Raw genomic sequence first — 23,310 nt, 5'->3', positions numbered from 1 at the left:
TGTCAAGCCACGACGTCGAAGCGCGCCATCATGTGGTGGTCTTCGTGCACCGTGTTATGGCAATGCATGACGTACTTGCCGGTGAAGTCGCGGAAGCACACCAGGATGCGCACCTCTTCGCCGGGACTGAGCACGAACACGTCCTTGCGCCCCGCTTCGTGCGGTGGCGGCGGGCGGCCGTTGCGCGACAGGATGCGCATCTCCTCGAAGTGGATGTGCACCGGATGGCTCCAGCTGCCCTTCCCGCGCAGCGTCCAGATCTCCTCGACGCCGCGCTTGATCGACGCGATCGGCTTCGTCTCGTCGAACAGCTTGTCGTTCACGGTCCACATATTGTTCAGGCGCCCGAAGTCGAAGCGGCGCTCGGGCCGCGACTTGCGCAGGTCGATCGGCGGCAGCGGGCGCAGCACCGCCGGAATGCGGCTAAGGTCGGGCGACTCCGGCTCCCGGTCGACGTCGATGCGCATGATCTGGGTGCCGGGATTCAGGATGGTCCCGGTCGGCCCGCGTCCGTCCAGGTGTTCCAGCTTGTTGACGATGTAGAGTTTCGAACCGAGCGGGTACTGGGAGAAGTCGACAATCAAATCGCCGCGCTCGGCCACGCCCAGGCGCAATTTGGTCGTCGTGACCGGTGCCGGCAGCAGGTTGCCATCGTTGCCGATCTGGACGAAGCTCTGGTCCACACCCTGATACACCAGGTAGAACTCGTAGAAGCGCAGCGGCGAGCCGTTCAGCATGCGGAAGCGGTACTTGCGCCGCTCGACCGAGAAGAAGGGCTGGATCTTGCCGTTGACCAGGAACTTGTCGCCGACGATCCCTTCCGGATCGAGCTGGTCGAAGTACAGGTAGCCGCCCGAATCGAAGCGGCGGTCCTGGAACACCAGCGGGATATCGTACTTGCCGACGCCGGACGGCAAACGCAGCGCGCCCTCGTGATCGTCGTTCTCGTCGTCGCAATCGAGCTCGTCGAAGATCAGGTAGAAGCCTGCCAGCCCGCGGTAGACGTTGGGCGCCGTGAACTCCATGCGGTGGTCGTGGTACCACAGGGTGCCGAGCGCCAGGTTATGGTCGCCGCCGGTGTCCGGGTAGCCGGTGAAGTTGGAGCAGACGTTCGGGTAGTGGTGGTCCTTGAATTTGCCAGGCCGGCTCAGGGTCGAGCCGCACTTCCTTTCGCTGTAGTAGTCGCCCGGGAAGCCGTCGCTCTCGGAAGGCGTGTGGCCGTTGTGCAGGTGGGTCGAGATCTCGGGCGTGCCGTAGCCGACGTGGTCGAGCGGCAGCGCGTTCTCGATGCGCACCAGGACCGGTTCGCCGTATTTCACGACGAAGGTCGGTCCCGGCGTGATGCCGTCGTAGCCCCAGATCTTCTGCTTCGGCAGTTCGGGATGGAACTCGTGCTCCTTCTCCTCGACCTTCAGGTAATAGAACTTCTGCGGCGGAAAGCGGCTCCAGGCCTGATGCGGCAGACGGCCGGCTTCCTTCTCGTCGGGATATTCGCCCGGCTCGGGACTGAGGCCGCTGACCGGCTCCTTGATCGGCGGCATCGGCAGCGGCACGATAAAAGGCGTCGTGTAGGGCGCGCGCCCGACCTCGGCCGTCTTGAAGGTGGTGATGCCGGTATTCGTTCCGGCCGTGGCGACCGGGCTGCCGGCCGCTGCGCCCGCGGCCGCGGCCGTGGCAGCGCCGCCGGAGGCGGCGGCGGCGGCACCGCGGCCTGGCGCGGCGAGCCGGTCGACTGCCAGGACATCGCCGGCGATCCGCTGTGGGAGCGCTGCCGCGCGCAGGCGCTGGCGGCGGGCCTCTCCAGCTGCCGCGCCTTGCCCATCCTGTCGCCGGCCGGCGGCGTGCTGGGCGCCTTCACCTGGTATTACCGGCTTGGTTCGGCCCGCGCGGCGCGCGACGAATCGGCGCTGGCCCTGCTGGCAAATACCGCCTCGCTGGTGATCGGCCAGCGCGCCGAAGCCGCGGCGCGCCAGCTGGCGGAGGAACGCTCGCGCGCGATTTTGGAAAGCATGCTCGACGGCTTCATCGCAGTCGACGCCAGCTGGCGCATCGGCTATGCCAACGCGGCCGCCGAACGGATCACAGGCCTGGACCGCTCGCAGCTGCTCGGCGAAGTCTTCTGGGACCTGTTCCCCGACTGGCACGGCAGTGCGCACGAAAGCGCCTGCCGCCGCTGCGCCGCCGCGCGCGCGGCCACCCGGCTCGAGGCCGAACTTCCGGCCTGGGGCGGCTGGTACGAGATCAGCTGCTTCCCGACGCCGGACGGCGGCATCGCCCTCTATCTGCGCGACGAGAGCGAGCGGCGCCAGGCCGAGGCGGGGGTGCGCCGGCTGGCCGCGGTGGCGGAGCAATCCTCGGACTTCATCGGCATCTTCGCGCCCGATGGCACCGGCCTTTACCTGAACCGGGCGGGACGCGCGATGGCGGGAATCGGGCTCGAAGCCGACATCAGCGGCGCGCGCCTGCTCGACTTCTTCTCGAACGACTGCCGCGCTTTTGTCCGCACCGACGTGCTGCCGGCGCTGCGCGGCGCACCGCAAAAATGGGAGGGCGAGCTTGCCTTCGCGGCGCGTGGCGGAACCTCCGCCGCGGCCGCCCCGGTCCCGGTCTACTTCAAGGGCTTCGCCGTGCACGGCGCCGACGGCGCCCACCTCGGCCTGGCGACGATCACGCGCGACATCACCGAGCAAAAGCGCGCCGAGAACGAGCTGCGCCGGATCGCCGCCGACCTGTCCGAGGCCGATCACCGCAAGAGCGAGTTCCTGGCCACGCTGGCGCACGAACTGCGCAATCCACTGGCGCCGATCCGCACCGGCCTCGATCTGCTGCGCATGGCGCCCGGTAATGTCGCGACGGCGGGCCGCGTGCACGAGATGATGGACCGCCAGCTGGGCCAGCTGATCCACCTGGTCGACGACCTGCTCGACATCGCGCGCATCACGCGCGGGCGGATCGAACTGAAAAAGGAAGCGATCGACCTGCGCACGGCGGTGACGATGGCGGTCGAAAGCAGCAGCGCCCTCATCGACGCCGGCAAGCACCGGCTGCAGGTCAGCCTGCCCGAGGAGCCGCTGCCGCTCGACGCCGACCTGACGCGCCTGGTGCAGGTGCTGTCCAACCTCCTGAACAACGCCGCCAAGTACACGCCGGGCGGCGGACGCATCTCGCTGTCCGCCTGGCGCGAGGAGGGACAGGCGGTGGTCGCGGTGACCGACAGCGGCATCGGCATCGCGCCCGACGCGATCGGTTCGGTGTTCGAGATGTTTACCCAGGTGCGCAGCAGTCTCGACCGGGCCCAGGGCGGACTCGGGATCGGCCTGTCCCTGGTGCGGCGCCTGGTGGAGCTGCACGGCGGACGGGTGCATGCTTTCAGCGCCGGACGCGGGCACGGCAGCACCTTCACCGTGCGCCTGCCGCTGCGTCGCGCCGCCGGCGACGCCCGGGACCCGGCAGGTTCCAGCCAGGCGCCTGCGCCGCTGCGGCCGCTGCGCGTGCTGGTCGTGGACGACAATCTCGACGCAGCCGAAAGCCTGGCCGCCTTGCTGGCCGCCCTCGGGCACGAGACGCGCATGGCGCACGACGGCCCGGCCGGCCTGGCCGCGGCGCGCGCGCTGAGGCCGGATCTGGCCTTCCTCGACATCGGCCTGCCCGGCATGAACGGCCATGAACTGGCGCGCGCCATGCGCGCCAGCAGCGAGCTGAAGGACACCGTGCTGGTAGCCCTGACCGGCTGGGGCGCGGCCAGCGACATGACGCTCTCGCACGAGGCCGGGTTCGACCAGCACCTCACCAAACCGGTCAGCCGCGAAGCCTTGGAACAGGCGCTGGCCACCGCGATCGAAGCGCGCCGATGAGCAAGTTCGCCATATCCTGCGGCACCCTGGTGCTGAACGACGAAGGCCGGCTGCTGCTGTGCCATGTCACGAACACGGCGGCCTGGGACATTCCGAAGGGCTTGCGCGATCCGGGCGAAGCGACGCTGGAAGCGGCCGTGCGCGAACTGCGCGAGGAGGCCGGGGTCGCGTTCGATCCAGCGCGCTTTCGGGACCTGGGCGAATTCGACTACCGGCGCGACAAGCGCCTGCACCTGTACCGGGTCGATGCCGGCGCCGAGCTGGGCGACCTGGCTGCGCTCCACTGCAGCAGCTACTTCCCGCACCCGAAGACGGGCGCGCCGACGCCGGAGATGGACGGCTTTCGCTGGGCCTCGCGCAGCGAGATCAGCCGTCTGTGCTGGCCGCGCATGGGGGCGCTGCTGCTGACGCTGGAGTGGTGAAGGCGGCTGCGTTTGGTGGGCACGGGGCGCCCACCCTACACCATGACGCCCGTAGGGTGGGCGCCCCGTGCCCACCATCCGCCAAATAATTCCACGCAGGACGCCGTAGGGTGGGCGCCCCGTGCCCACCATCCGCCAAATAATGCCGCGCGGGTGATTCAAGCACGCCCGTGCGCGCCGGCGCCGCGCTTTCGCAGTACCATGACTGCGCTTGAGAACAGGAGACAGCCATGAGCAGCACAGCCACCGCCCCCGAATCCTACGACGTCGCCGCCATCATGGGCGGGATCTACGGCGACGGCATCATCGCCTGCAAGGGCGCTTTCGAACGCGCCTGGGTCGAACGGCTCGGACGCGACATCGCGACCCTGTTCGAAGAGGCCCAGCGCCAGCCGGGCGGGGCGCTCGCGCGCGGGCCGAACCGCTATTACGTGGAAGTGCATCCGGAGCGCCTGTCGGGCTTTGCCGACATCATCGGCCACCCGTGGGTGGTGGCGGTCTGCCGCGCCATCCTCGGACCCGACTACAAGGTGGTCGAAGCCGGATTCGACGTGCCGGGACCGGGCGCGCTGCACCAGCCCTGGCACCGCGACTTCCGCTCGCCCGAAGCGACACTGCAGGGGCGGCGCATCAATTCGCTCGCCTTCAACATCACGACCGTGGACGTGAGCGAGGACATGGGGCCGTTCGAGATCGCGCCCGGCACCCAGTGGGACGACCTGGGAAGCGGCGACCCGATGTTCCCGCCGCAGGAGCTGTGGCCGCGCTACGAGGAACGTGCACAGCGCAAGCTGCCGAAGATGGGCGACATCTCGGCGCGTTCGGCGCTGACCATCCACCGCGGCACGGCCAACCATTCGGACCGTTCGCGCCCGGTCTTCGTGCTCGGCGTCGACGCGCCCGACGCCCGCAACGCCGACAAGCACGACCTCCAGCTGACCCACGCCTATTACGAAAGCCTGGCGCCCGAGCTGCGCCGCCACATCACCTGCCGCGTGGTCGATCGGCTCGAGCCGATCGTGCAGGCGCATACGATCGAAGGCCTCAAAATGGGCATCACGATGTAAAAAAAGCCGCGGGCGACCGCGGCTTTGTCCTTGCCGTTCAGAGAAAAAGTCAGGGCGTGCCCTTGTTCTCGTCCTCGGGTTCGGTGCGGACCGTGTCCGGCATCGATTCGGTGACGCTGCCCGGCAGCTGGCCGACGCGGCGGGTATCGTCGCCCTGGATGTCGAGGCTCACTTCCTCGGCCACTTCGAAACGGCCGTCCTCGGCGCCTTCGTCGCCCGGCAGCAGGTTCTCGGAGCGATTGTGTTCGTCGGTGCCTGGCTGCGGCGCTTGGGACTGCTTGCGTGGATCGTTGGTCGCCATGTGCTTCTCCATATCAAAATGTTCACATGACTGCATTATGTCGGACCCACGGCGGCCCGGGCGCACGCTACTTGCGGTCGCGCTCGCGTCCGCGCTGGGGCAGGTTCTTTTCCAGGATCGCCCACAGGATCAGGCCATAGGCCAGCAGGCGGATCAGGTAGTGAAGGGGCGAATCCTCGCCGCCGGCGTCGTGCAGGGCCGAGTACAGGCGGTGCAGGCCTTCGATGAAGAAGGAGGCCGCAAAATACAGGAAGAAGCGGTCGCCGGAATCGCGCCAGAAGCGCAGGAAGAAGAGCGCGATCAGGAGCGAACCCATGCAGATGGCGCCGGTGAAGAGATCGGTCATGCTCACTCCTTTTCGTAGATCAGGCCGTACAGCAGCAGGCAGGTGGCGACGAAGGCGCTGATCAGGCGCGCCGGCAGGAAGTCGATCGTCGGGAACACGATCTTGTCGAGCAGGAGGAACAGGTTATTCAGGGTCATCACAGCGAAACAGGCGCCGCTCCAGAACAGCAGGCGATAACGCGTGCGGCGGTAGCTGCCGAACAGCAGCCAGGTACAGGCCAGCGAGGTCAGGATGCACAGGATATAGATCGTAACCGCCATTACGAGTCCTTTCGCAATTTGAAGGCGTCGGCGAATTGCTGCGCCTTGCGGTCGAGAGATGAATGGATGAGGTGGGTAACTTCGACCAGGTGCCGCGCGTAAAAGTCGGCCAGCGCGTCGATGCGTTCGCGCAGTGCGCCGGTGGCAGGCTGGTACTGGTAGCAATGTTCGTTCGGCGCAGCGCAGGGCGCGATCATTCCGGCGCGGCACAGGTCCTCGAGCAGCGTCTGCGCGGTGCGCTCGCGTACGTACAGGCGCTGGGCGAGGGTGTCGGCATGCCACTGCTGGGCCGGATTCGCACGCAGCAGCAGTAATGCTTCAAGGAAGGGAACCGACGGTATGCTGGTAAGCACGAAGCGTCGCAACTCCTCCGGGAACGGGACCTTTTCCATCGGCGGTGGTTGTTTCCGGTATGGAATGTTATCGAAAGAGCCGCAATTCTAGAGCATTCTTCTCAACAATGCACCTCTGCATCCCTATCGTGCGCCCGTATTGACGCGGAACTGCTGTCCTGATGGCGCATCATATGTGTCGGCTACAATGCGAATTCGTCACACTCTTTCGATTCATCCATGTTCCAGAAAATGATTGCCCGCACGGCCCTGGTGGCAGGCCTGCTGGCGCCGATGCTCGCTTTCGCAGCGAACTCGCTGTGCCCCGACCACTACGCCGGCGGCCGCGCACCCGAGATCCGCAATCCGAAGCTGGCGGTAGCCACGCGCGAGCTGTGCTACGGCGTGTTCGGCGTCATGCACTCGGGCGTCACCCGCACGCCGCTCTGGTCGGCCGAGCACCTGCGCGCCGAAAACGTCGCCGCGGCCCAGGGCCTGAAGCGCGACAATGCCTTCCACCCCGAACCGCGCCTGCCGCGCAGCCAGCGCGCCGAACTCGACGACTATGCGCGCAGCGGCTACGACCGCGGGCACATGACGCCGAACGGCGACATGCCCGACCGCGTGACCCAGCGCGAGAGCTTCACGCTGGCGAACATGGTGCCCCAGGACGGCGACCACAACCGCCACATCTGGGCGCCGATCGAAGGCGCGGTGCGCAAGATGGCGAAGAAGGAAGGGGAGCTGTACGTGATCACCGGTCCGGCCTACCTCGGCACCAACGTGCGCAAGATCGGCAACGTGCTGGTGCCGACCCATTTGTACAAGGTGGTCTACAGCCCGCGCCAAGGCCGCGCCGCGGCCTGGTTCACCGAGAACAAGGCGAACGCCGACATCCAGGTGATCCCGGTGGCGGAGCTGGAACGCATTCTCGGCATCGAATTCCTGCCTTCGCTCACGCAGCAGCAGAAGGAGCGCATGCTGGCGCTACCGAGGATTCGCGCCAAGCAGACGAACAAGGAGCCGAAAAAATACGTCTTCCCGAATCTCTTTTCCTGAACCCCAGATCGAAACCGGAGCCATCCATGACCGCGAAGAAGAAGACCTTTGTGCCCTATGCGAACGAAGCCGACGTGCTGCAGATCGATAACCTGATGATCGAGAACCGCCTGGACCGCATCACGATCTCGGGCGACGTCGACCTGACCGCCGACCAGCAGGGCCTGGCGCATGCGCGGCGCCTGCACGAGATCCTCGGCGCGGTCCTGGCGAAGCTGGAAGGGCAGACCCTGCCGGAACGCCTGCCGCCACCCGACGTGCAGGACGTCGCCAACCCGTTCAACTAGTTCCGCAGCACGCCTTTCCGCGGCCCCGTCCGGGGCCGCCCCCCTTTCCTTTCTCGGCCTTTTCAAGGCCCCTGCGCTTCGCATTTCGCCTTTATTTACGCGCTTCCCGCCGATTTCACGCGTGGTGAATACCTCAACATTTACAACAGTCAATGGTGCGCGGTGCCCCGGCTGTTTGGAGTAGTCTGGCCTCTGTCTCGCGCAAGCAACCACACGGAGTCGAAACAATGGCAGGCAATCCCGCAGAACCTTTGGAACAGGACCCGGTACGGGTCCCCGTGATCGCGGAAGAACTCGCTGTCGGCACCCGCGTGGTGGACACGGGACGCGGTGTTCGCATACACAAATCCGTGGTCGAACAGCCAGTCACCATCGACGAGCGTCTCGGGCGCGAAGAGGTGGAGGTCCGGCACGTCCCGGTCGACCGCATCGTGGCCCCGGACGAGGCGCCCGCCAACCGTTACGAGGGCGACACGCTGGTCGTGCCCGTCCTCGAGGAAGTCCTGGTTGTCGAGCGCCGCGTGCGCATCAAGGAAGAGCTTCACATCACCCGGATCCGTCGCGAGGAACACCACCAGGAATCGGTCGTCCTGAAGGCCGAGCAGGTCAGCGTCGAACGCTTCGACGAATCCGGCACCCCGCCAATGAAGTAATCAACACCATCTGGAGGACTCATCATGCAACATACTCTGATCGCCGTTTTCGACAATCACAATGACGCCATGAGCGCCAAGAACGAACTGCTGTCCTCGGGCTTCTCCAGCTCCGACGTGCGCCTGTCGCATGGCGACGAAACCCAGCCGGGCGGCACCATGTCCTCGACCGGCGGCGCCGCCCCCGGCTCCACCAGCATGAGCACCAGCAGCACCGACGACGAGCCGGGCATCGGCACCAGCATCAAGAACTTCTTCAGCGATATCTTCGGCACGGACGACAGCACCCACAGCACCAAATACTCGGCTGCCGTCGAGCGCGGCCACCACGTGCTGCGCGTGAACACCGACAGCGAGCCGGAAGTCGAACGCGCCGCCGACATCGTCGAGCGCTACGGCCCGATCGACATCGACGAGCAGTCGGAAAAATGGGGCCTTGGCAGCGGCGGCCTGACCGAAGGCTCGGGCGCCATGCTGGGCAGCGCCGGCAGCATGAGCGGCGGCCAGTCGATGTCGCTGCAGTCGGATAACGACCGCCTGCCGATGAACCAGCAGTCGCTGAACGATCCGAACCCGATGGGCACCACTTACCAGGAACCGCTCGGTTCGCGCGACGAACTGTCGACCGGCAGCTACGGTTCCGGCACCGGCAACCTGCAGAACCAGTCGCAGTCGCTGAGCGGCTCCTCGCTGGAAGGCTCGGCCGCTTCGACCTCGAATCTGCAAGGCTCGTCGCTGAGCGGCTCGTCGCTGACCGGCTCGAAGTCGGACTCGATGCAGCGCGACACCGCCATGGCACGCGATACGAATACCGCCGCCATCCCGGTCGTGCAGGAGCAGCTGAAGGTCGGCAAGCGTGAAGTCTCGCGCGGCGGCGTGCGCGTCTACTCGCGCATCGTCGAGACCCCGGTCAACGAGAACGTGCAGCTGCGCGAAGAGCACGTGAACGTGCAGCGCCGTCCGGTCAACGAGCCGATCAGCGGCGCGGATGCCACCGCTTTCAAGGAGCAGTCGATCGAGATGCGCGAGACGGCCGAGGAAGCCGTGGTCGAGAAATCGGCGCGCGTGGTCGAGGAAGTCATGATCAACAAGGAAGTGACGCAGCGCGAGCAGCAGATCCGCGACACGGTGCGCCATACCGAAGTCGAGGTCGAACAGCTCGGCGGCAGCTCGGCCCGCTCCAGCATGATGAGCGACGACGACTATTACCGTAACCACTTCACCAGCAACTACGGAACCACGGGCGCTTCGTACGACGATTATGCGCCGGCCTACAGCTACGGCTCGGAAATGGCGCGCAGCCAGAAGTACCAGGGCCGCCAGTGGAACGACGTCGAGACCGACCTCTCCAGCGATTGGGCGACCCGCGCCGGCAACAAGGCAGGTTCGACCTGGGAGCGCATGAAGGACGCGGTCAAGTCCGGCTGGGACCGCATGACGGGCGACGACGACAGCTACTACCGCAACCACTACAACAGCAACTACGCGAGCAGCGGCGCGTCGTACGACGATTACGCGCCGGCCTACAGCTACGGCTCGGAAATGGCGCGCAACCAGAAGTACAGCGGCCGCCAGTGGAACGACGTCGAAAGCGACCTCTCCAGCGACTGGTCGACCCGCGCCGGCAGCAAGGCCGGTTCGACCTGGGAAAACATGAAGGACGCCGTCAAGTCGGGCTGGGACCGCATGACCACCGACGACGACGACAGCTACTACCGTAATCACTACAACGCCACCTACAGCAGCACGGCAGGCGCGTCGGATTACGACAGCTACAAGCCGGCCTACAGCTATGGTTCCGAAATGCGCCAGAGCCAGATGTACCGCAACCGTCCATGGGACGAAGTCGAACCCGACCTGCGCAGCGGCTGGGAAGCCCGCAACACGGGTTCGACCGGCTCGACCTGGGAAAACATGAAGGCCGCCGTGCGTCACGGCTGGGACAAGATGACCAAGTAAGAACGGTCAAGTAGGAAAAGCAAGGGGCGTCCACGGGCGCCCCTTGTCTTATTTAGTACTCCAGCTCATGAATAGCCGGCACGATTCAGTGCCGGCGCTCATCAATTACTTCGCGAACGCCTGGGCCGCCGGCGTGATCCTCACGTTCTCCGGCTTGATGTCCAGCTTCATGGCGCCGATCACCTTGTCCTCGTCGAGCACCGCCTGCGGCTTGGCCGCGTCGTAGGTGATCGGCGAGAAGGCGTCGCTCACCAGCGCGTTCTTCAGGCCGGCCGCATCCTTCGTGATGAAGACGACCGACAGATTGCGCGCCGACAGGTGCTTCCTGATCGCCGCGTTCACGTCGTCCACCGTCAGCCTGGCCAGGCCGTCGCGCATCATCTTCGTGAATTCCGGCGTGCCGTACCACTGCGAGTCGAGCGCGTAGCCAAGGCGCTGGTCCTGGGTCGCGGTCATCACGAACACGTTTTTCATCAGGTAGTCGCGCGTGGTCTCGAAGTCTTCCTTCGTCAGGCCCTTGTCCACCAGCTTGCCCAGTTCCGACAGCGCCAGGCGCAGCGCGAAGTGGCCGTTCTGCGGCGCGACCGGGCGGATCCAGACTTCGAACAGCTGCGCCTTGCGGCCCAGGTTCGGATTCGGGAAGAACTGGAACATCCCGCGCGGGAAGGCTTCGATGTAGGCGTAGTCGCCGTAGTTCATGCCGCGCAGCTCGCGGATTTGCTGGTACAGGTGCGAGCTCGACGCACGGTGCTCGCCGAGCCAGGTCTTGGCCAGCCACAGGGCCGGGAAATCCGGGTGCGAACGGGTCACTTCCAGGGGCAGGCCGAAGGAAATCGCGGTGGCACGGGTGTTCTTCTCGATGATCTCGATTTCCAGCCCGTTCGGCTTGCGGCCCTGCGGCACGCTGGTGGCCGGCAGGCCCGCGCCGGCAGGAAGACGCGCCAATGCCGATTTCAGCGAAGCCGTCATCGCATCGCTGACGTCGCCCGAAATGCCGGCACGCACGGCGCCCGTCGTGTAAGCCTGGCGCCAGAAAGCCTTGACGTCGTCAAGCGTGATCGACTCGATGCCGGCGACCGTACCCAGTACCGGATGGCCGTAAGGCGTGCCAGCATACACATTGGTCTGCAGGCGCTCCTTGCCGAACTCCTCTTCGTTATTGTCCTTCAGGTCCAGCAGCAGGGCATTCTTCTGCGCGTCCTTCAGGCGGCGGAAGTCCTCTTCGCGGAAGCCCGGCTCGAGCAGCAGCGGCAGGGCGATAGCGAGATACTCGTCCCAGTTGTCCTTGTGGATCGAGCCGCTGAAGCTCGTCATCTCCTTGTCGACCTGCTCACTGAAGCTGCCGGCCAGCGGGAACAGGGCCTTGGTCACTTCGTCGATCTTGCGCTCGCGCGAGCCGCTGGAGGCGACCATCGCGGCGGTGAGCGCGGCGAGGCCTTCCTTGCCTTTCGGGTCATGCGCCGAACCGGCCGCGAACAGCAGCTTGAAGCGCACCTGCGGCAGTTCCGACTTCTGCACCAGCACATTGAAATCGGCATTGCCCGCTTTCGGCGCCATGGCGGCCAGTTTCGGCAGGGTCTCGATCCCCGCAGGGAGGGCGTCGTGGGCGAGGGTGGTGACCACCATGCTGTCGTCGACCAGGTATTTGCGCGCCGCGGCCTGCAGGTCGGCCGGGGTCAGGCTGTCGACCAGGCGGTAGTAACGGTTCAGGGTGCCGTAAGAGCGGTTGAAGTGGACGTAGGAGGCCAGCGTGGCCGCGATCTGCTCGGTGTTATCCAGGGTGCGGATCAGGCCATACTTCTGGGCCGATTTCGCGTCCGCCAGCTCCTTGGCGGTGACCGGGGTGTCGCGCAGGCGCGCGACCGTTTCCAGGATCGCGTCACGGACGTACAAGGCATCAAGCGGCTTTTTCACGCGCGCGCCGATCGTGGCCAGGTTCGGATCGACCCGGTTCGGGCTGTAGTCGAACAGCTGGTCGACCTTCTGCTCGTCCTGCACCAGGCGCTTGTACAGCGGCGAAGTACGGCCGAACGAAAGCGACAGCAGCATGGAGAGCGCGGCGCTGTCCTTTTCCTTGTCCGAGAACGCCGGCGCGCGGAAGGCGACCGTCACCAGCGGCAGGGTCGGCGTCTGCCAGGGAACGTGGCGATACTGGGCGCCACCTGGCGCCGGTTCGGCCGGCACCGGCACGCTGTAGCTGCCTTTCTTCCAGCCCGACCAGTATTTCTCGATCATCGCCACCGTCTTCTTCGGATCGACGTCGCCGGCGACGATGATGGTGGTCTTCTCCGGACGGTACCAGCGGTCGAAGAAGACCTTCGAGTATTCGTACTGGTTAGGCATGTCCTCGATGTCCTTCAGGAAGCCCATCGTGGTGTGCTTGTAGGTGTGCGTGTTGAAGGCGGCATCGCGCTGCACCTCGAACAGCTTCTGCATCGGGTTCGCGCTGTTCTTGTTGTACTCGCCGAGTACGGCGCGCGACTCGGTCTTGAAGGCTTCGATCGGGTAATCGAGGTGCTGGAAGCGGTCGGCCTCGACCTTCAGGACGGTTTCCAGGTCTTCCTTGGCGAAGGTCGTGTAGTAGTTCGTCAGGTCGTCGCTGGTGTAGGCGTTCTGGCGCGCGCCGGCGCGGGTGATGATTTCCTGGTACTTCTCGGGCGGGTAGGCCTTGGTACCGCGGAACATCATGTGCTCGAAGAAGTGGGCGAAGCCCGACTTCCCGGGCTCGACTTCGTTACGCGAGCCGGTCTGCACCGGAATCGTGACCGAGACCAGGTTCGGCAGGCCGGTCGGCACGACGATGATCTTCAGTCCGTTGGCGAGGGTTTTCTCGAGCGCCTTGAACGGCAGGACGTCGCCGCCGGTCTTGGCAGGCGTGTTCGGTGCGGCGAGCGCGACGGCCGACGCAAACAGCATCGGCGCGGACAGCGCGAGCGCCGTCGGTTTGAAAGTGGACACACTGTCTCCTTGGGAAGAAATCCAGCGCGCAGCATAAGATATTCCCTACAGAATTGACAGCATGATCAGATATGTATGTTCAGCCTTCGGCCGAGGGCAGGCTGATCCGGTTGCGCCCGAGGTGCTTGGCGCGGTACAGGGCGGCGTCGGCGATCGCCACCAGCTCGCTGGCGCTGTTGTCCGGTCCGGCGATCGCGGTGGCGGCGCCGATCGACACGGTGACCTGGCGCAGCGGCGCCAGGCCGTTGGGCAGGCGCAGGCGCTCGACGCGGCTGCGGATGCGCTCGGCGACGATGGCCGCGCCCTTCAGGGACTGGTTCGGCAGGATCACGGCGAACTCTTCGCCGCCGTAGCGCGCCACCAGGTCGTTGGCGCGCATCTCGCTGGCGACCGCCGTGGCGATCCGCTTCAGGCATTCGTCGCCGCCGAGATGGCCGTTGGCGTCGTTATAGGCTTTGAAATTGTCGACGTCGACCATCAGCAGCGAGATCGGCTGGCACTGGCGCTGGGCGCGCTGCCACTCGGCGGCCAGGGTATCGTCGAAGCAGCGCCGGTTGGCCAGTCCGGTGAGGCCGTCGCGGGTCGCCAGTTTTTCCAGGGCCAGGCGCGCCATCTTTTCCTCGGTCAGGTCGCGCAGGGTCTCGACCACGGCCTTCAATCGGCCGCTGTCGTCGAAGATCGGACTGGCGTCGGCGGCCAGGTAGCGGCGTTTGCCGGCGCGCGGCATGTCGCACCAGGTTTCCACCGACAGGGGCGTCGCGCTACCGGCTTGCGGCTTGCCGTGGCGCGGATAGATATGCCGGATTTCGTCGAGCCGGTTCTGGATCACCAGGTCGGCCAGGGTCGGGCGCGGTTCGTCGTAGAAGCTGCGCCAGTGGTGGTCGGTGCCGACGATTTCGCTGGCCGGCACCCCGGTCAGGCGTTCGCAGGCGCGGTTCCAGATCAACACCTGGGCGTGGCTGTCGAGGACAAAAGCAGGAACCGCCAGCATTTCCATCAGCTGATAGGCAAAGGCGAGCTCGGTGGCCGGGGCGATCGCATGGCTCAGGGTGCCCGGCAGGCCGGCATGCTGGCCGCTGCCGATTCCGTTGGCGGGAAGCGGGGGATCGTTCGCCGGGGTGCTTGCGCATTGCATGGCTGTACTGGTCATCGTCGGCCCTTGAGATTCCGTTAAGCAATTGTTGATTGCTGACAAGAACCGATTTTCCAACGTCGACCGCCGCGCGCTATTGATTTACAGCAATAGCCTCCGGATTGACAATTCAGCTCAGCGCGAGACCCTGGCTACAGGGCAGGACCAGCGACAGCGCCGTCCCGCCACCGGGCGCGGTTGCGATACGCAGGGCGCCGCCCGAGGCTTCGACCCGTTCGCGCATGCCGGCCAGGCCGCAGGCGCAGGGCAGGGCGCTGCGGCGGCCGGCGTCGCCGTTGGCGCCATTGTCGTCCACGCGCAACGTCAGTCCGTCGCGGCCGCGCTGCAGGGACACCACGACTTCGGTCGCGCTGGCCTGATAGGCGACGCCGGCCAGCGCTTCCTGCAAGACGCGGTAGAGCAGGGCTTCGGCTTCGTAGGGCGCGCTTTCCGGTTCGGACAGGGTGCCCGGCGCGATATCGAGCCGGTGCGCGATGCCGTTCAGGCGGGTGAATTCGTCGAGCTGGCGTTCGACCGCGGCGCGCAGGCCTTCGCCCAGGGCCAGGGGGCGCAGGCCGTTGACCACGCTGCGCAGCGAGTGCAGGGCCAGGTCGAGGGTGCCGACCATGGCGCCGGCCTTCTGGTGCACCGATGGGTGGATGCCGTTCGACGCGGCCTGCAGCAGGCAGAGCTCGACGCGCAGGGTCAGCAGGGTCTGGCCGAGCTCCTCGTGGATGTCGCGCGCAATGCGGCCACGCTCGCCGTCGCGCGCGCTTTCCTGCTGGCGTACCACTTTCGACAGCACCGTCTGGGTATCGGCCAAAATGGTTTCAGCCTTCGCGCGGGCGTCCTGTTCGCCTGCCAGGCGGGCCGCCAGTTCATGCACCCGGTCGTCGGCTTCGATCGCGCGGCGCAGCAGCAGGCAGATCGCGCCGCCGGCGCCGAGCAGCCAGAGCAGGGTCGTCAGCACCGAGAAGCTGGCCGTGGATACCGGCAGGGCGGCGCCGAAGACACAGGCGGCGCAGGCGAGGGCGGTCGCGATGGCGATGGCGCTGGCAGAAAGGCAGCCGACTGTTTTCATGACGCTCCTCCTTCCGACGGGTTATAAGAAATTTCCGCTAATCAAGTTACCGTCTGTAGCGATGTCGGATTTTGTCGCTAGTCAATACCCGTGACGTATAGCGTGTGCACGAGCGACAAGCGGTGTGAATGGCCCTCCCTCGGCAAGCCTGCGCAGGCGCGGTATAATGGAAGGTTGACGAGAGGCTTAACGTGACTTACAGCATCAAAGAGATTTTCTATACCCTGCAGGGCGAAGGGGCGCACGCCGGCCGGCCGGCCGTGTTCTGCCGCTTCTCCGGCTGCAACCTGTGGACCGGCCGCGAGCAGGACCGTGCCAGCGCCGTGTGCACCTTCTGCGACACCGATTTCGTCGGCACGGACGGCGAACGCGGCGGCAAGTTCCGCGATGCCGAAGCGCTGGCTCTTGAAATCGACAGCCTGTGGCCGGCGACCTACGCGCCCAGTAAATACGTCGTCTTCACCGGCGGCGAGCCGCTGCTGCAGCTGGACGCGCCGCTGATCGACGCCATGCATGCGCGCGGCTTCACCATCGCCATCGAGACCAACGGCACCCTGCCGGTGCCGGCCGGCGTCGACTGGATCTGCGTCAGTCCGAAGATGGGCTCGACGCTGGTGGTCGAGAAGGGCAACGAGATCAAGGTCGTGATCCCGCAGGCCGGCCAGGATCTGGCCGCCTACGAGCACCTCGACTTCGACAACTTCTTCGTGCAGCCGATGGACGGCATTCTCGCCGCGCAGAACACGCGCCTGGCGATCGAGACCTGCCGCAAGAACCCGAAATGGAAGCTCAGCCTCCAGACCCATAAACTCCTCCAGATCCCCTAAAAGCTGATGCTTACCATTACCCGCAAACTCGAATTCGATGCCGGCCACCGGATTCCCGACCACAAAAGCCAGTGCCGCAACCTGCACGGCCACCGCTACACGCTCGAGATCACGCTCCAGGGCGAGGTGATCCAGGCGGAAGGCAATTCCGACAACGGCATGATCATGGACTTCTCCGACATCAAGGCGCTCGCCAAGGAGTACCTGGTCGACGTCTGGGATCACGCCTTCATCGTCTACGACAAGGACGAAAAGGTGCGCGAATTCCTCGCCAGCCTGCCAGGCCACAAGACGGTCGTGATCGACCGCATCCCGACCGTGGAGAACCTGGCGCAAGTCGCCTTCGGCATCCTGAAGGCGGCCTATACCGACCGCTTCGGCACCGGCCTGCATCTTCATAAACTGGTGCTGCACGAAACCCCGAACTGCTGGGCCGAGATCACCGATGCCTGATAGCGTCAGCACGCCGGAGCTCGCCGGCCTCGCACTTGATGCCCGCTTCATGCGCCTGGCGCTCGAGCAGGCGGAGCTGGCGCGCGCCCAGGGCGAGGTGCCGGTCGGCGCCGTGGTCGTCAAGGATGGCGAAGTGGTGGCCGTCGGCTACAACCAGCCGATCGGACGCCATGATCCGACCGCGCACGCCGAAGTCATGGCCCTGCGTGCGGCCGGCGAAAAGCTGGGCAACTACCGGCTGCCCGGCTGCGAACTCTACGTTACGCTGGAACCCTGCGCGATGTGCTCGGGCGCGATGATGCACGCGCGCCTGGCGCGCGTCGTGTATGCGGCCAGCGACCCGAAGACCGGCGTCTGCGGCTCCGTGCTCGACCTGTTTGCGCACGAGGTGCTGAACCACCATACCGAGGTCGTTGGCGGCGTGCTGGCGGAGGAGGCGAGCGCAATGCTCAAGGGCTTCTTTGCCGAAAGGCGCGCTGCGGCACGCCGCATTCCGGCCGAGTAAGCAGGCCCGCGCACGCATGCGCGGCCATGGGCGCCGCCCATGCTGTGAAAATGTTATGCTGGATTTGTACTGCCTACCAAGGCAGTGCGACGCAGCGCCACGTTTTTACACGCCACCATGCCCACGCTCACCGCCAACGGAATCCGCATCGCCTTCGACACCGCCGGGGACGCCAAGTCCACGCCGCTGCTGCTGGTGCATGGGCTCGGCATGCAGCTGACCAGCTGGCCCGAGGAATTCGTCGACGGCCTGGTCGAGCTCGGCTTCTACGTCATCCGTTTCGACCACCGAGACAGCGGTCTGTCCACCAAGTTCGACCGCGCAGGCAAGCCGAATGCGCTGTGGAACTGGATCAGGGAACACCTGAAACTGCCTGGCAGTCCCTCCTACCACCTGGACGACATGGCAGAGGATGCCCTCGGCGTGCTGTCCAGCCTGGGCATCGCGCGCGCCCACCTGGTCGGCGTCTCGATGGGCGGGATGGTGGCGCAGATCCTGGCGGCGCGCCATCCGCAGCGTGTACTCAGCCTCACCTCGATCATGTCGAGCAGCGGCAAACGCGGATTGCCCGGCCCGACGCCGGCGGCGCGCGAAGCGCTGCTGCGCAAACCTGCCAATCCCGACGACGTCGAATCGATCATCGACACCGCCGTCAGCTTGCAGCAGGCGATCGGGAGTCCGGTCTATCCGACCCCGGAAAAGCAGCTACGGCGCCGCGCCGCCCGCGCATTGCGTCGCTGCTATTGCCCGGCCGGCACGGCGCGCCAGATGCTGGCCGTGAACGCAGCGCCCGAACGGGGCGAGCTGCTGCGCGCCATTACAGTGCCGACACTGGTGATCCATGGCGCGGCCGACCCGCTGGTGCCGCTCGCCTGCGGCGAGGACACCGCAAACCAGATTCCCGGCGCGCGCCTGGAAGTGATCCAGGGCATGGGCCACGACCTGCCCAGCCAGCTGAACGAGCGGATGCTTGCCTTGATCGACGCCAATGCGCGCGGTAAGATGGCGCCGGACTCAACACCGCGCCTCTTCGTCAGGCAATGACCCTGTGATCAAACCCCAACCCGGCGTCGCCATCGTGGCGCCTTCCGGCTGCGTGCCGGACCCGAAAGCGGTCGAGCGCGGCATCGCCCGTCTCGCAGCCCACGGCTGCCGCGTCTTCAATTACTACGACCACGGCGCCGCCTTCCAGCGCTTCGGCGGCACTGACGAAGCGCGCCTGGCCGCGCTGTACGCGGCAGCCGAGAATCCCGAGGTCGATCTGGTGCTGGCCGTGCGCGGCGGGTACGGGCTGACCCGCCTGATGCCGGCCATCGATTTCGAGCGACTCGCAAGCAGTGGCAAGCTCTTCGTCGGCTATTCCGACATCACCGCGCTGCAGTTCGGCCTCTATGCGAAAACGGGCGCGCTGAGCTACGCCGGCCCCTTCGCCGCCAGCGATTTTGGCGTCGAGGAACTCGACGACTTCACCTGGGACCAGTTCTGGTCCTGCCTGGCCGGCCCGACCCACACGATTCTCGAAACCGTCGCCGGCAACCCGCGCGTGGAAGCGGCGGGCACGATCTGGGGCGGCAACCTGGCGATGATCGCCTCGCTGATCGGCACCGAATGGTTTCCGCGCATCGAGAACGGCATCCTGTTCGTGGAAGACATTGCGGAACACCCTTACCGGGTCGAACGTATGATCCTGCAGCTGCAGCAGGCCGGCATCCTGGCACGCCAGCAGGCGCTGGTGCTGGGCGACTTTTCCGGCTACCGCCTGGGCGCCATGGACAATGGCTACGACTTCGGCGAAATGTTGGCCTACCTGCGCAAGACCTTGCCGATTCCCGTGATCGAGGGACTGAGCTTCGGCCATGGGCCGCACCGGGTCACGATTCCTTTCGGTGCCCAGGCCAGCCTGGTATCGAACGAGCAGGGCTTCCGCCTGACGATGGCCGGCTACCCGACCTTCCCGCGCGGCTGAGCCGACCTCTTCTGTGAGCGGCCTGACAACCCGGGCCGCGCTCACGATGGTAAAATGCACGGTTAATCGTACTTATCGCTTATAAGGTTTCCCCAGTGCTCTCCACAGCTAACATCACAATGCAATTCGGCGCCAAGCCGCTCTTCGAGAACATCTCCGTCAAGTTCGGCGAAGGCAACCGTTACGGCCTGATCGGCGCGAACGGCTGCGGCAAGTCGACCTTCATGAAGATCCTGGGCGGCGACCTGGAGCCGTCCGCCGGCAACGTCAGCCTCGATCCGGGCGAGCGCCTGGGCAAGCTGCGCCAGGACCAGTTCGCGTATGAGGACGTGCGCGTGCTCGACGTGGTCATGATGGGCCACACCGAACTGTGGGAAGCCATGTCCCAGCGCGACGCCATCTACGCCAACCCGGAAGCGACCGACGACGACTACATGAAAGCGGCCGAGCTCGAGGGCAAGGTCGCCGAGTACGACGGTTACTCGGCCGAAGCGCGCGCCGGCGAACTGCTGCTGGGCCTGGAGATCGGCAGCGAGCTGCACCAGGGCCCGATGAGCGCCGTGGCGCCGGGCTGGAAGCTGCGCGTGCTGCTGGCCCAGGCCCTGTTCTCGAATCCGGACATCTTGCTGCTCGACGAACCGACCAACAACCTGGACATCAACACGATCCGCTGGCTCGAGGACATCCTGAACCAGCGCAACTCGACGATGATCATCATCTCGCACGATCGCCACTTCCTGAACCAGGTCTGCACCCACATCGCCGACATGGACTACGGCACCCTGAAGGTGTATCCGGGCTCGTACGACGACTACATGCTGGCCTCGACCCAGGCGCGCAACCAGCAGCTGGCGAACAACGCGAAGGCCAAGGAGAAAGTCGCCGAACTGCAGGAATTCGTGCGCCGCTTCTCGGCCAACAAGTCCAAGGCACGCCAGGCCACCTCGCGCGCGAAACAGATCGACAAGATCAAGATCGAGGAATTCAAGCCGTCCTCGCGCGCCTACCCGTTCGTCCGCTTCGAAGGCGAGAAGAAGCTGCACCGCCTGGCGGTGGAGACCGAAGGCCTCACCAAGGCCTACGACCGCACCCTGTTCAAGAACTTCTCGATCATGGTCGAGGCGGGCGAGCGCATCGCGATCATCGGCGCCAACGGTGCGGGTAAGACCACGCTGCTGCGCTGTATCGGCGGCGAAGAGATCACCGGCCTGTCCGCCGACCAGGGCCGCGTGAAGTGGGCCGAGAACGCCAACGTCGGCTACATGCCGCAGGATCCGACCGAAGATTTTGCCACCGACGCCAATCTGACCGACTGGATGGGCCGCTGGACCAAAGAGGGCGACGACGACCTGGCCGTGCGCTCGATCCTGGGGCGCCTGCTGTTCGGCGGCGACGAGGTGAAGAAATCGGTGCGCGTGCTGTCCGGTGGCGAAAAGGGCCGCATGATGTACGGCAAGCTGATGCTGGGCCGCCACAACGTGCTGTTGCTCGACGAACCGACCAACCACATGGACATGGAATCGATCGAGTCGCTGAACGTTGCACTCGACAAGTACGAAGGCACGCTGATCTTCGTCTCGCACGACCGCGAATTCGTCTCCTCGCTCGCAACCCGCGTGCTGGAAGTAAAGGAAAACGAAGTCGTCGACTTCCGCGGCAACTACGAAGAGTACCTGAAGAGCCAGGGTATCGACTGATTCGGCTGTACCTGTAGGGTGGACGGCTTCGCCGTCCACGCGTTCAACCGGCGTGCGAATCCTCGCGCCGGTCTAATTGCCCGTCTATAAGAGCCATGAACATCCAGCCCATCCAAACCTACGAATACGACCACCCCCAGGGCGGCACCGCCTGCACCGCCCAGGCCTGGGCCCGCATCCCCGCCCAGCCTACGCCCGCGGAAAAAGCCGAACTGAAGGAACGCATCAAGCGCCTCCTGAAGGAAAAAGAAGCGGTCCTGGTCGCCCACTACTACGTCGATCCCGAGCTGCAGGACCTGGCCGAGGAAACCGGCGGCTGCGTCTCCGACTCCCTCGAAATGGCCCGCTTCGGCCGCGATCACCCGGCCAAGACCCTGGTCGTCGCCGGCGTGCGCTTCATGGGCGAAACCGCGAAGATCCTCAGCCCCGAGAAAACCATCCTGATGCCGGACCTGGAAGCGACCTGCTCGCTGGATCTCGGCTGCCCGGCCGACGAATTCGCCGCCTTCTGCGACCAGCATCCGGACCGCACGGTCGTCGTCTACGCGAACACCAGCGCGGCGGTAAAAGCACGCGCCGACTGGATGGTCACGTCCTCGATCGGCCTCGACATCGTCAAGCACCTGCACGAGCAGGGCAAGAAAATCCTGTGGGCGCCCGACCGCCACCTGGGTTCCTACATCCAGAAGCAGACCGGCGCCGACATGCTGCTGTGGCAGGGCTCCTGCATCGTCCACGACGAGTTCAAGGGCATCGAACTCGACCTCCTGAAGGCCGAGTACCCGGACGCCAAGGTGCTGGTGCACCCGGAGTCGCCGGCGAATGTCGTGGCGCAGGCCGACGTGGTCGGCTCGACCACGCAGCTGATCAACGCCGCGCAGACGCTCGACGCGACCCATTTCATCGTCGCCACCGACAACGGCATCCTGCACAAGATGCGCATGGCTGCGCCGGGCAAGCACTTCATCGAGGCGCCAACCGCCGGCAACAGCGCGACCTGCAAGAGCTGCGCGCACTGCCCATGGATGGCGATGAACGGCCTGAAAAACCTGGCCGAGGTGCTGGAATCCGGCGCCAACGAAGTCTTTGTCGACCCGGCGATCGGCAAGGAGGCCGTGCGCGCGATCGACCGCATGCTGGATTTTGCCGCCGCCAAGAAAGCGAAAGCGCTGCCGAGCGGCGCGCTGGAGCAGAACACCCAACTCTATTCGAATGTAGGTCCCGCATGACGACGCTGAAGAATCCCCACGATGCTTTCGACGAAAAACTGCAGGCTTCGTTCGAACAGAACATCCTGGCCGCGCTCCTGGAAGACGTCGGCACCGGCGACCTGACCGGCATGCTGGTGCCCGAAGGGCCGCGCGCCCAGGCCCGCGTGATCGTCCGGGAAGAGGCCGTGCTGTGCGGCGCGCCCTGGTTCGAAGGCGTGATGCTGGCCGTCGACCAGGACATCGAGATCGACTGGAAGTATGCCGAGGGCGATCTGATGGCCAAGGACAGCGTGGTCTGCACGATCTCCGGCTCGCCGCGCTCCCTGTTGACGGCCGAACGCGGCGCGCTGAACTTCATGCAGCTGCTCTCGGGCGTGGCGAGCGCCACCCGCAAGTATGTCGACGTCATCGCCGGTACCAACGCCGCGATCCTCGACACCCGCAAGACGCTCCCCGGCCTGCGCCAGGCGCAGAAGTACGCGGTGCGCGTCGGCGGCGGCAAGAACCAGCGCATGGCCTTGTACGACGGCATTCTGATCAAGGAGAACCACATTGCGGCGGCCGGCGGCGTGACACGCGCGCTGGAGAATGCCGCGGCCCTGAACGCGGGCGTGACAGTGCAGATCGAAGTCGAGACCATCGCCCAGCTGGAAGAAGCGCTGGCGGCGGGCGTGAAGTCGGTCCTGCTGGATAACTTCAATCTCGAGATGATGCGCGAGGCGGTGAAGGTGAATGCAGGGCGCGCGCTGCTGGAGGCATCGGGCGGAATTAATATGGAGACGGTGCGGGCGATCGCCGAGACGGGCGTGGATCGGATTTCGATCGGCAGCCTGACCAAGGATGTGCGGGCGACGGATTTCTCCTTGCGCATTGTGGGCTAACACGACTCGACGTTTACGCGTGGGCATGCCCACCCTACGGTTTGCCGCCTTTGTAGGGT

General features: G+C 65.6%; 23 protein-coding genes. 15 read left to right on the top strand and 8 right to left on the bottom strand.

Annotated elements, in window-relative coordinates:
- Nucleotides 1–2 precede the first annotated feature (2 nt).
- Nucleotides 3–1,541 (bottom strand): multicopper oxidase family protein, encoded by a 1,539-nt coding sequence (locus tag C2862_RS01670; RefSeq protein ID WP_136218361.1) that lies wholly within the window; start codon nt 1,539–1,541, stop codon nt 3–5.
- Here C2862_RS01670 and C2862_RS01665 point away from each other — a divergent pair.
- The 3 genes from C2862_RS01665 (at nt 1,455) to C2862_RS01655 (ending at nt 5,343) form a co-directional block, all read left to right on the top strand.
- The gene (locus tag C2862_RS01665) at nt 1,455–3,854 is read left to right on the top strand and encodes an ATP-binding protein (protein WP_136218360.1); all 2,400 of its coding nucleotides are present in this window, start codon (nt 1,455–1,457) and stop codon (nt 3,852–3,854) included. The genes C2862_RS01670 and C2862_RS01665 overlap by 87 nt on opposite strands.
- Nucleotides 3,851–4,276, top strand: coding sequence for an NUDIX hydrolase (locus tag C2862_RS01660; protein WP_136218359.1), 426 nt, complete (start codon nt 3,851–3,853; stop codon nt 4,274–4,276). Before C2862_RS01665 ends, C2862_RS01660 begins: the two co-directional genes overlap by 4 nt.
- 230 nt (nt 4,277–4,506) lie before the next feature.
- Nucleotides 4,507–5,343, top strand: a complete 837-nt coding sequence (locus C2862_RS01655; RefSeq protein WP_136218358.1) for a phytanoyl-CoA dioxygenase family protein — start codon at nt 4,507–4,509, stop codon at nt 5,341–5,343.
- 49 nt (nt 5,344–5,392) lie between these two features.
- Here C2862_RS01655 and C2862_RS01650 read toward each other — a convergent pair whose 3' ends face one another.
- From C2862_RS01650 to C2862_RS01635, 4 genes are all read right to left on the bottom strand, one after another.
- Complete coding sequence (locus C2862_RS01650; RefSeq protein WP_136218357.1) at nt 5,393–5,644, bottom strand: hypothetical protein; 252 nt, start codon at nt 5,642–5,644, stop codon at nt 5,393–5,395.
- Nucleotides 5,645–5,711: 67 nt separating this feature from the next.
- Entirely contained in the window at nt 5,712–5,990 is a 279-nt protein-coding gene (locus C2862_RS01645) for a DUF5985 family protein (protein WP_136218356.1), read from the bottom strand.
- A gap of 2 nt (nt 5,991–5,992) precedes the next feature.
- Nucleotides 5,993–6,250 (bottom strand): DUF5985 family protein, encoded by a 258-nt coding sequence (locus C2862_RS01640; RefSeq protein ID WP_136218355.1) that lies wholly within the window; start codon nt 6,248–6,250, stop codon nt 5,993–5,995.
- Nucleotides 6,250–6,603: a hypothetical protein gene (locus C2862_RS01635; RefSeq protein ID WP_229467242.1), complete on the bottom strand. Its 354-nt coding sequence runs from the start codon at nt 6,601–6,603 to the stop codon at nt 6,250–6,252. The genes C2862_RS01640 and C2862_RS01635 overlap by 1 nt, the downstream gene beginning before the upstream one ends.
- Before the next feature lie 219 nt (nt 6,604–6,822).
- On the opposite strand from C2862_RS01635, the gene C2862_RS01630 reads away from it, so the two are divergent.
- The 4 genes from C2862_RS01630 to C2862_RS25635 all read left to right on the top strand — a co-directional run bounded on the left by C2862_RS01630 (nt 6,823) and on the right by C2862_RS25635 (nt 10,540).
- Entirely contained in the window at nt 6,823–7,641 is an 819-nt protein-coding gene (locus C2862_RS01630; protein WP_136218353.1) for a DNA/RNA non-specific endonuclease, read from the top strand.
- A gap of 26 nt (nt 7,642–7,667) precedes the next feature.
- Nucleotides 7,668–7,928 carry a hypothetical protein gene (locus tag C2862_RS01625; protein ID WP_136218352.1) on the top strand — a complete coding sequence of 87 codons (261 nt, stop codon included), beginning with the start codon at nt 7,668–7,670 and terminating at the stop codon, nt 7,926–7,928.
- 227 nt (nt 7,929–8,155) lie between these two features.
- Complete coding sequence (locus tag C2862_RS01620) at nt 8,156–8,581, top strand: DUF2382 domain-containing protein (RefSeq protein WP_168709979.1); 426 nt, start codon at nt 8,156–8,158, stop codon at nt 8,579–8,581.
- A 24-nt stretch (nt 8,582–8,605) separates the two neighbouring features.
- Entirely contained in the window at nt 8,606–10,540 is a 1,935-nt protein-coding gene (locus C2862_RS25635; protein WP_229467241.1) for a YsnF/AvaK domain-containing protein, read from the top strand.
- Between the two features lie 105 nt (nt 10,541–10,645).
- Here the strand turns inward: C2862_RS25635 and C2862_RS01610 are convergent, their stop codons facing one another.
- The 3 genes from C2862_RS01610 to C2862_RS01600 form a co-directional block, all read right to left on the bottom strand.
- Entirely contained in the window at nt 10,646–13,498 is a 2,853-nt protein-coding gene (locus tag C2862_RS01610) for a pitrilysin family protein (RefSeq protein WP_229467240.1), read from the bottom strand.
- 79 nt (nt 13,499–13,577) lie between these two features.
- Nucleotides 13,578–14,495, bottom strand: coding sequence for a diguanylate cyclase (locus tag C2862_RS01605; protein WP_136218448.1), 918 nt, complete (start codon nt 14,493–14,495; stop codon nt 13,578–13,580).
- Nucleotides 14,496–14,760: 265 nt separating this feature from the next.
- Complete coding sequence (locus tag C2862_RS01600) at nt 14,761–15,711, bottom strand: sensor histidine kinase (RefSeq protein WP_136218351.1); 951 nt, start codon at nt 15,709–15,711, stop codon at nt 14,761–14,763.
- 191 nt (nt 15,712–15,902) lie between these two features.
- Between C2862_RS01600 and queE the strand changes: the two genes are divergently transcribed.
- The 8 genes from queE to nadC all read left to right on the top strand — a co-directional run bounded on the left by queE (nt 15,903) and on the right by nadC (nt 23,251).
- Complete coding sequence (gene queE, locus C2862_RS01595; RefSeq protein ID WP_136218350.1) at nt 15,903–16,538, top strand: 7-carboxy-7-deazaguanine synthase; 636 nt, start codon at nt 15,903–15,905, stop codon at nt 16,536–16,538.
- Between the two features lie 6 nt (nt 16,539–16,544).
- Nucleotides 16,545–16,991, top strand: coding sequence for a 6-carboxytetrahydropterin synthase QueD (queD, locus tag C2862_RS01590; RefSeq protein WP_136218349.1), 447 nt, complete (start codon nt 16,545–16,547; stop codon nt 16,989–16,991).
- On the top strand, nt 16,984–17,496 hold the full coding sequence (gene tadA, locus C2862_RS01585) for a tRNA adenosine(34) deaminase TadA (protein WP_136218348.1): 513 nt from the start codon (nt 16,984–16,986) through the stop codon (nt 17,494–17,496). Before queD ends, tadA begins: the two co-directional genes overlap by 8 nt.
- A gap of 117 nt (nt 17,497–17,613) precedes the next feature.
- Nucleotides 17,614–18,540 (top strand): alpha/beta fold hydrolase, encoded by a 927-nt coding sequence (locus tag C2862_RS01580; RefSeq protein WP_136218347.1) that lies wholly within the window; start codon nt 17,614–17,616, stop codon nt 18,538–18,540.
- A 4-nt stretch (nt 18,541–18,544) separates the two neighbouring features.
- On the top strand, nt 18,545–19,462 hold the full coding sequence (ldcA, locus tag C2862_RS01575) for a muramoyltetrapeptide carboxypeptidase (protein ID WP_136218346.1): 918 nt from the start codon (nt 18,545–18,547) through the stop codon (nt 19,460–19,462).
- A 95-nt stretch (nt 19,463–19,557) separates the two neighbouring features.
- Nucleotides 19,558–21,159: an ABC-F family ATPase gene (locus C2862_RS01570; RefSeq protein ID WP_136218345.1), complete on the top strand. Its 1,602-nt coding sequence runs from the start codon at nt 19,558–19,560 to the stop codon at nt 21,157–21,159.
- 95 nt (nt 21,160–21,254) lie between these two features.
- Nucleotides 21,255–22,388: a quinolinate synthase NadA gene (gene nadA, locus C2862_RS01565; RefSeq protein ID WP_136218344.1), complete on the top strand. Its 1,134-nt coding sequence runs from the start codon at nt 21,255–21,257 to the stop codon at nt 22,386–22,388.
- Complete coding sequence (gene nadC / locus C2862_RS01560) at nt 22,385–23,251, top strand: carboxylating nicotinate-nucleotide diphosphorylase (RefSeq protein WP_136218343.1); 867 nt, start codon at nt 22,385–22,387, stop codon at nt 23,249–23,251. The genes nadA and nadC overlap by 4 nt, the downstream gene beginning before the upstream one ends.
- Nucleotides 23,252–23,310: the final 59 nt, after the last annotated feature.

The organism is Massilia sp. Mn16-1_5 (assembly GCF_004798585.1).
GTDB lineage: Bacteria > Pseudomonadota > Gammaproteobacteria > Burkholderiales > Burkholderiaceae_D > Telluria.
The sequence above is the reverse complement of the archived record's forward strand: the minus strand, read 5'-3'. Positions and strand labels throughout refer to the sequence as shown.

Excerpts from the sequence above, each read along its gene's own strand:
- C2862_RS01600 (WP_136218351.1), bottom strand. The coding sequence starts at position 15,711 with ATGAAAACAGTCGGCTGCCTTTCTGCCAGCGCCATCGCCATCGCGACC.
- C2862_RS01625 (WP_136218352.1), top strand. The coding sequence starts at position 7,668 with ATGACCGCGAAGAAGAAGACCTTTGTGCCCTATGCGAACGAAGCCGAC.
- C2862_RS01640 (WP_136218355.1), bottom strand. The coding sequence starts at position 6,250 with ATGGCGGTTACGATCTATATCCTGTGCATCCTGACCTCGCTGGCCTGT.
- C2862_RS01665 (WP_136218360.1), top strand. The coding sequence starts at position 1,455 with ATGCGGCAGACGGCCGGCTTCCTTCTCGTCGGGATATTCGCCCGGCTC.
- C2862_RS01670 (WP_136218361.1), bottom strand. The coding sequence starts at position 1,541 with ATGCCGCCGATCAAGGAGCCGGTCAGCGGCCTCAGTCCCGAGCCGGGC.
- C2862_RS01630 (WP_136218353.1), top strand. The coding sequence starts at position 6,823 with ATGTTCCAGAAAATGATTGCCCGCACGGCCCTGGTGGCAGGCCTGCTG.
- C2862_RS01620 (WP_168709979.1), top strand. The coding sequence starts at position 8,156 with ATGGCAGGCAATCCCGCAGAACCTTTGGAACAGGACCCGGTACGGGTC.
- C2862_RS01650 (WP_136218357.1), bottom strand. The coding sequence starts at position 5,644 with ATGGCGACCAACGATCCACGCAAGCAGTCCCAAGCGCCGCAGCCAGGC.
- C2862_RS01580 (WP_136218347.1), top strand. The coding sequence starts at position 17,614 with ATGCCCACGCTCACCGCCAACGGAATCCGCATCGCCTTCGACACCGCC.
- queD (WP_136218349.1), top strand. The coding sequence starts at position 16,545 with ATGCTTACCATTACCCGCAAACTCGAATTCGATGCCGGCCACCGGATT.
- C2862_RS01605 (WP_136218448.1), bottom strand. The coding sequence starts at position 14,495 with ATGGAAATGCTGGCGGTTCCTGCTTTTGTCCTCGACAGCCACGCCCAG.
- C2862_RS01660 (WP_136218359.1), top strand. The coding sequence starts at position 3,851 with ATGAGCAAGTTCGCCATATCCTGCGGCACCCTGGTGCTGAACGACGAA.
- C2862_RS01645 (WP_136218356.1), bottom strand. The coding sequence starts at position 5,990 with ATGACCGATCTCTTCACCGGCGCCATCTGCATGGGTTCGCTCCTGATC.
- C2862_RS25635 (WP_229467241.1), top strand. The coding sequence starts at position 8,606 with ATGCAACATACTCTGATCGCCGTTTTCGACAATCACAATGACGCCATG.
- tadA (WP_136218348.1), top strand. The coding sequence starts at position 16,984 with ATGCCTGATAGCGTCAGCACGCCGGAGCTCGCCGGCCTCGCACTTGAT.
- nadA (WP_136218344.1), top strand. The coding sequence starts at position 21,255 with ATGAACATCCAGCCCATCCAAACCTACGAATACGACCACCCCCAGGGC.
- C2862_RS01655 (WP_136218358.1), top strand. The coding sequence starts at position 4,507 with ATGAGCAGCACAGCCACCGCCCCCGAATCCTACGACGTCGCCGCCATC.
- nadC (WP_136218343.1), top strand. The coding sequence starts at position 22,385 with ATGACGACGCTGAAGAATCCCCACGATGCTTTCGACGAAAAACTGCAG.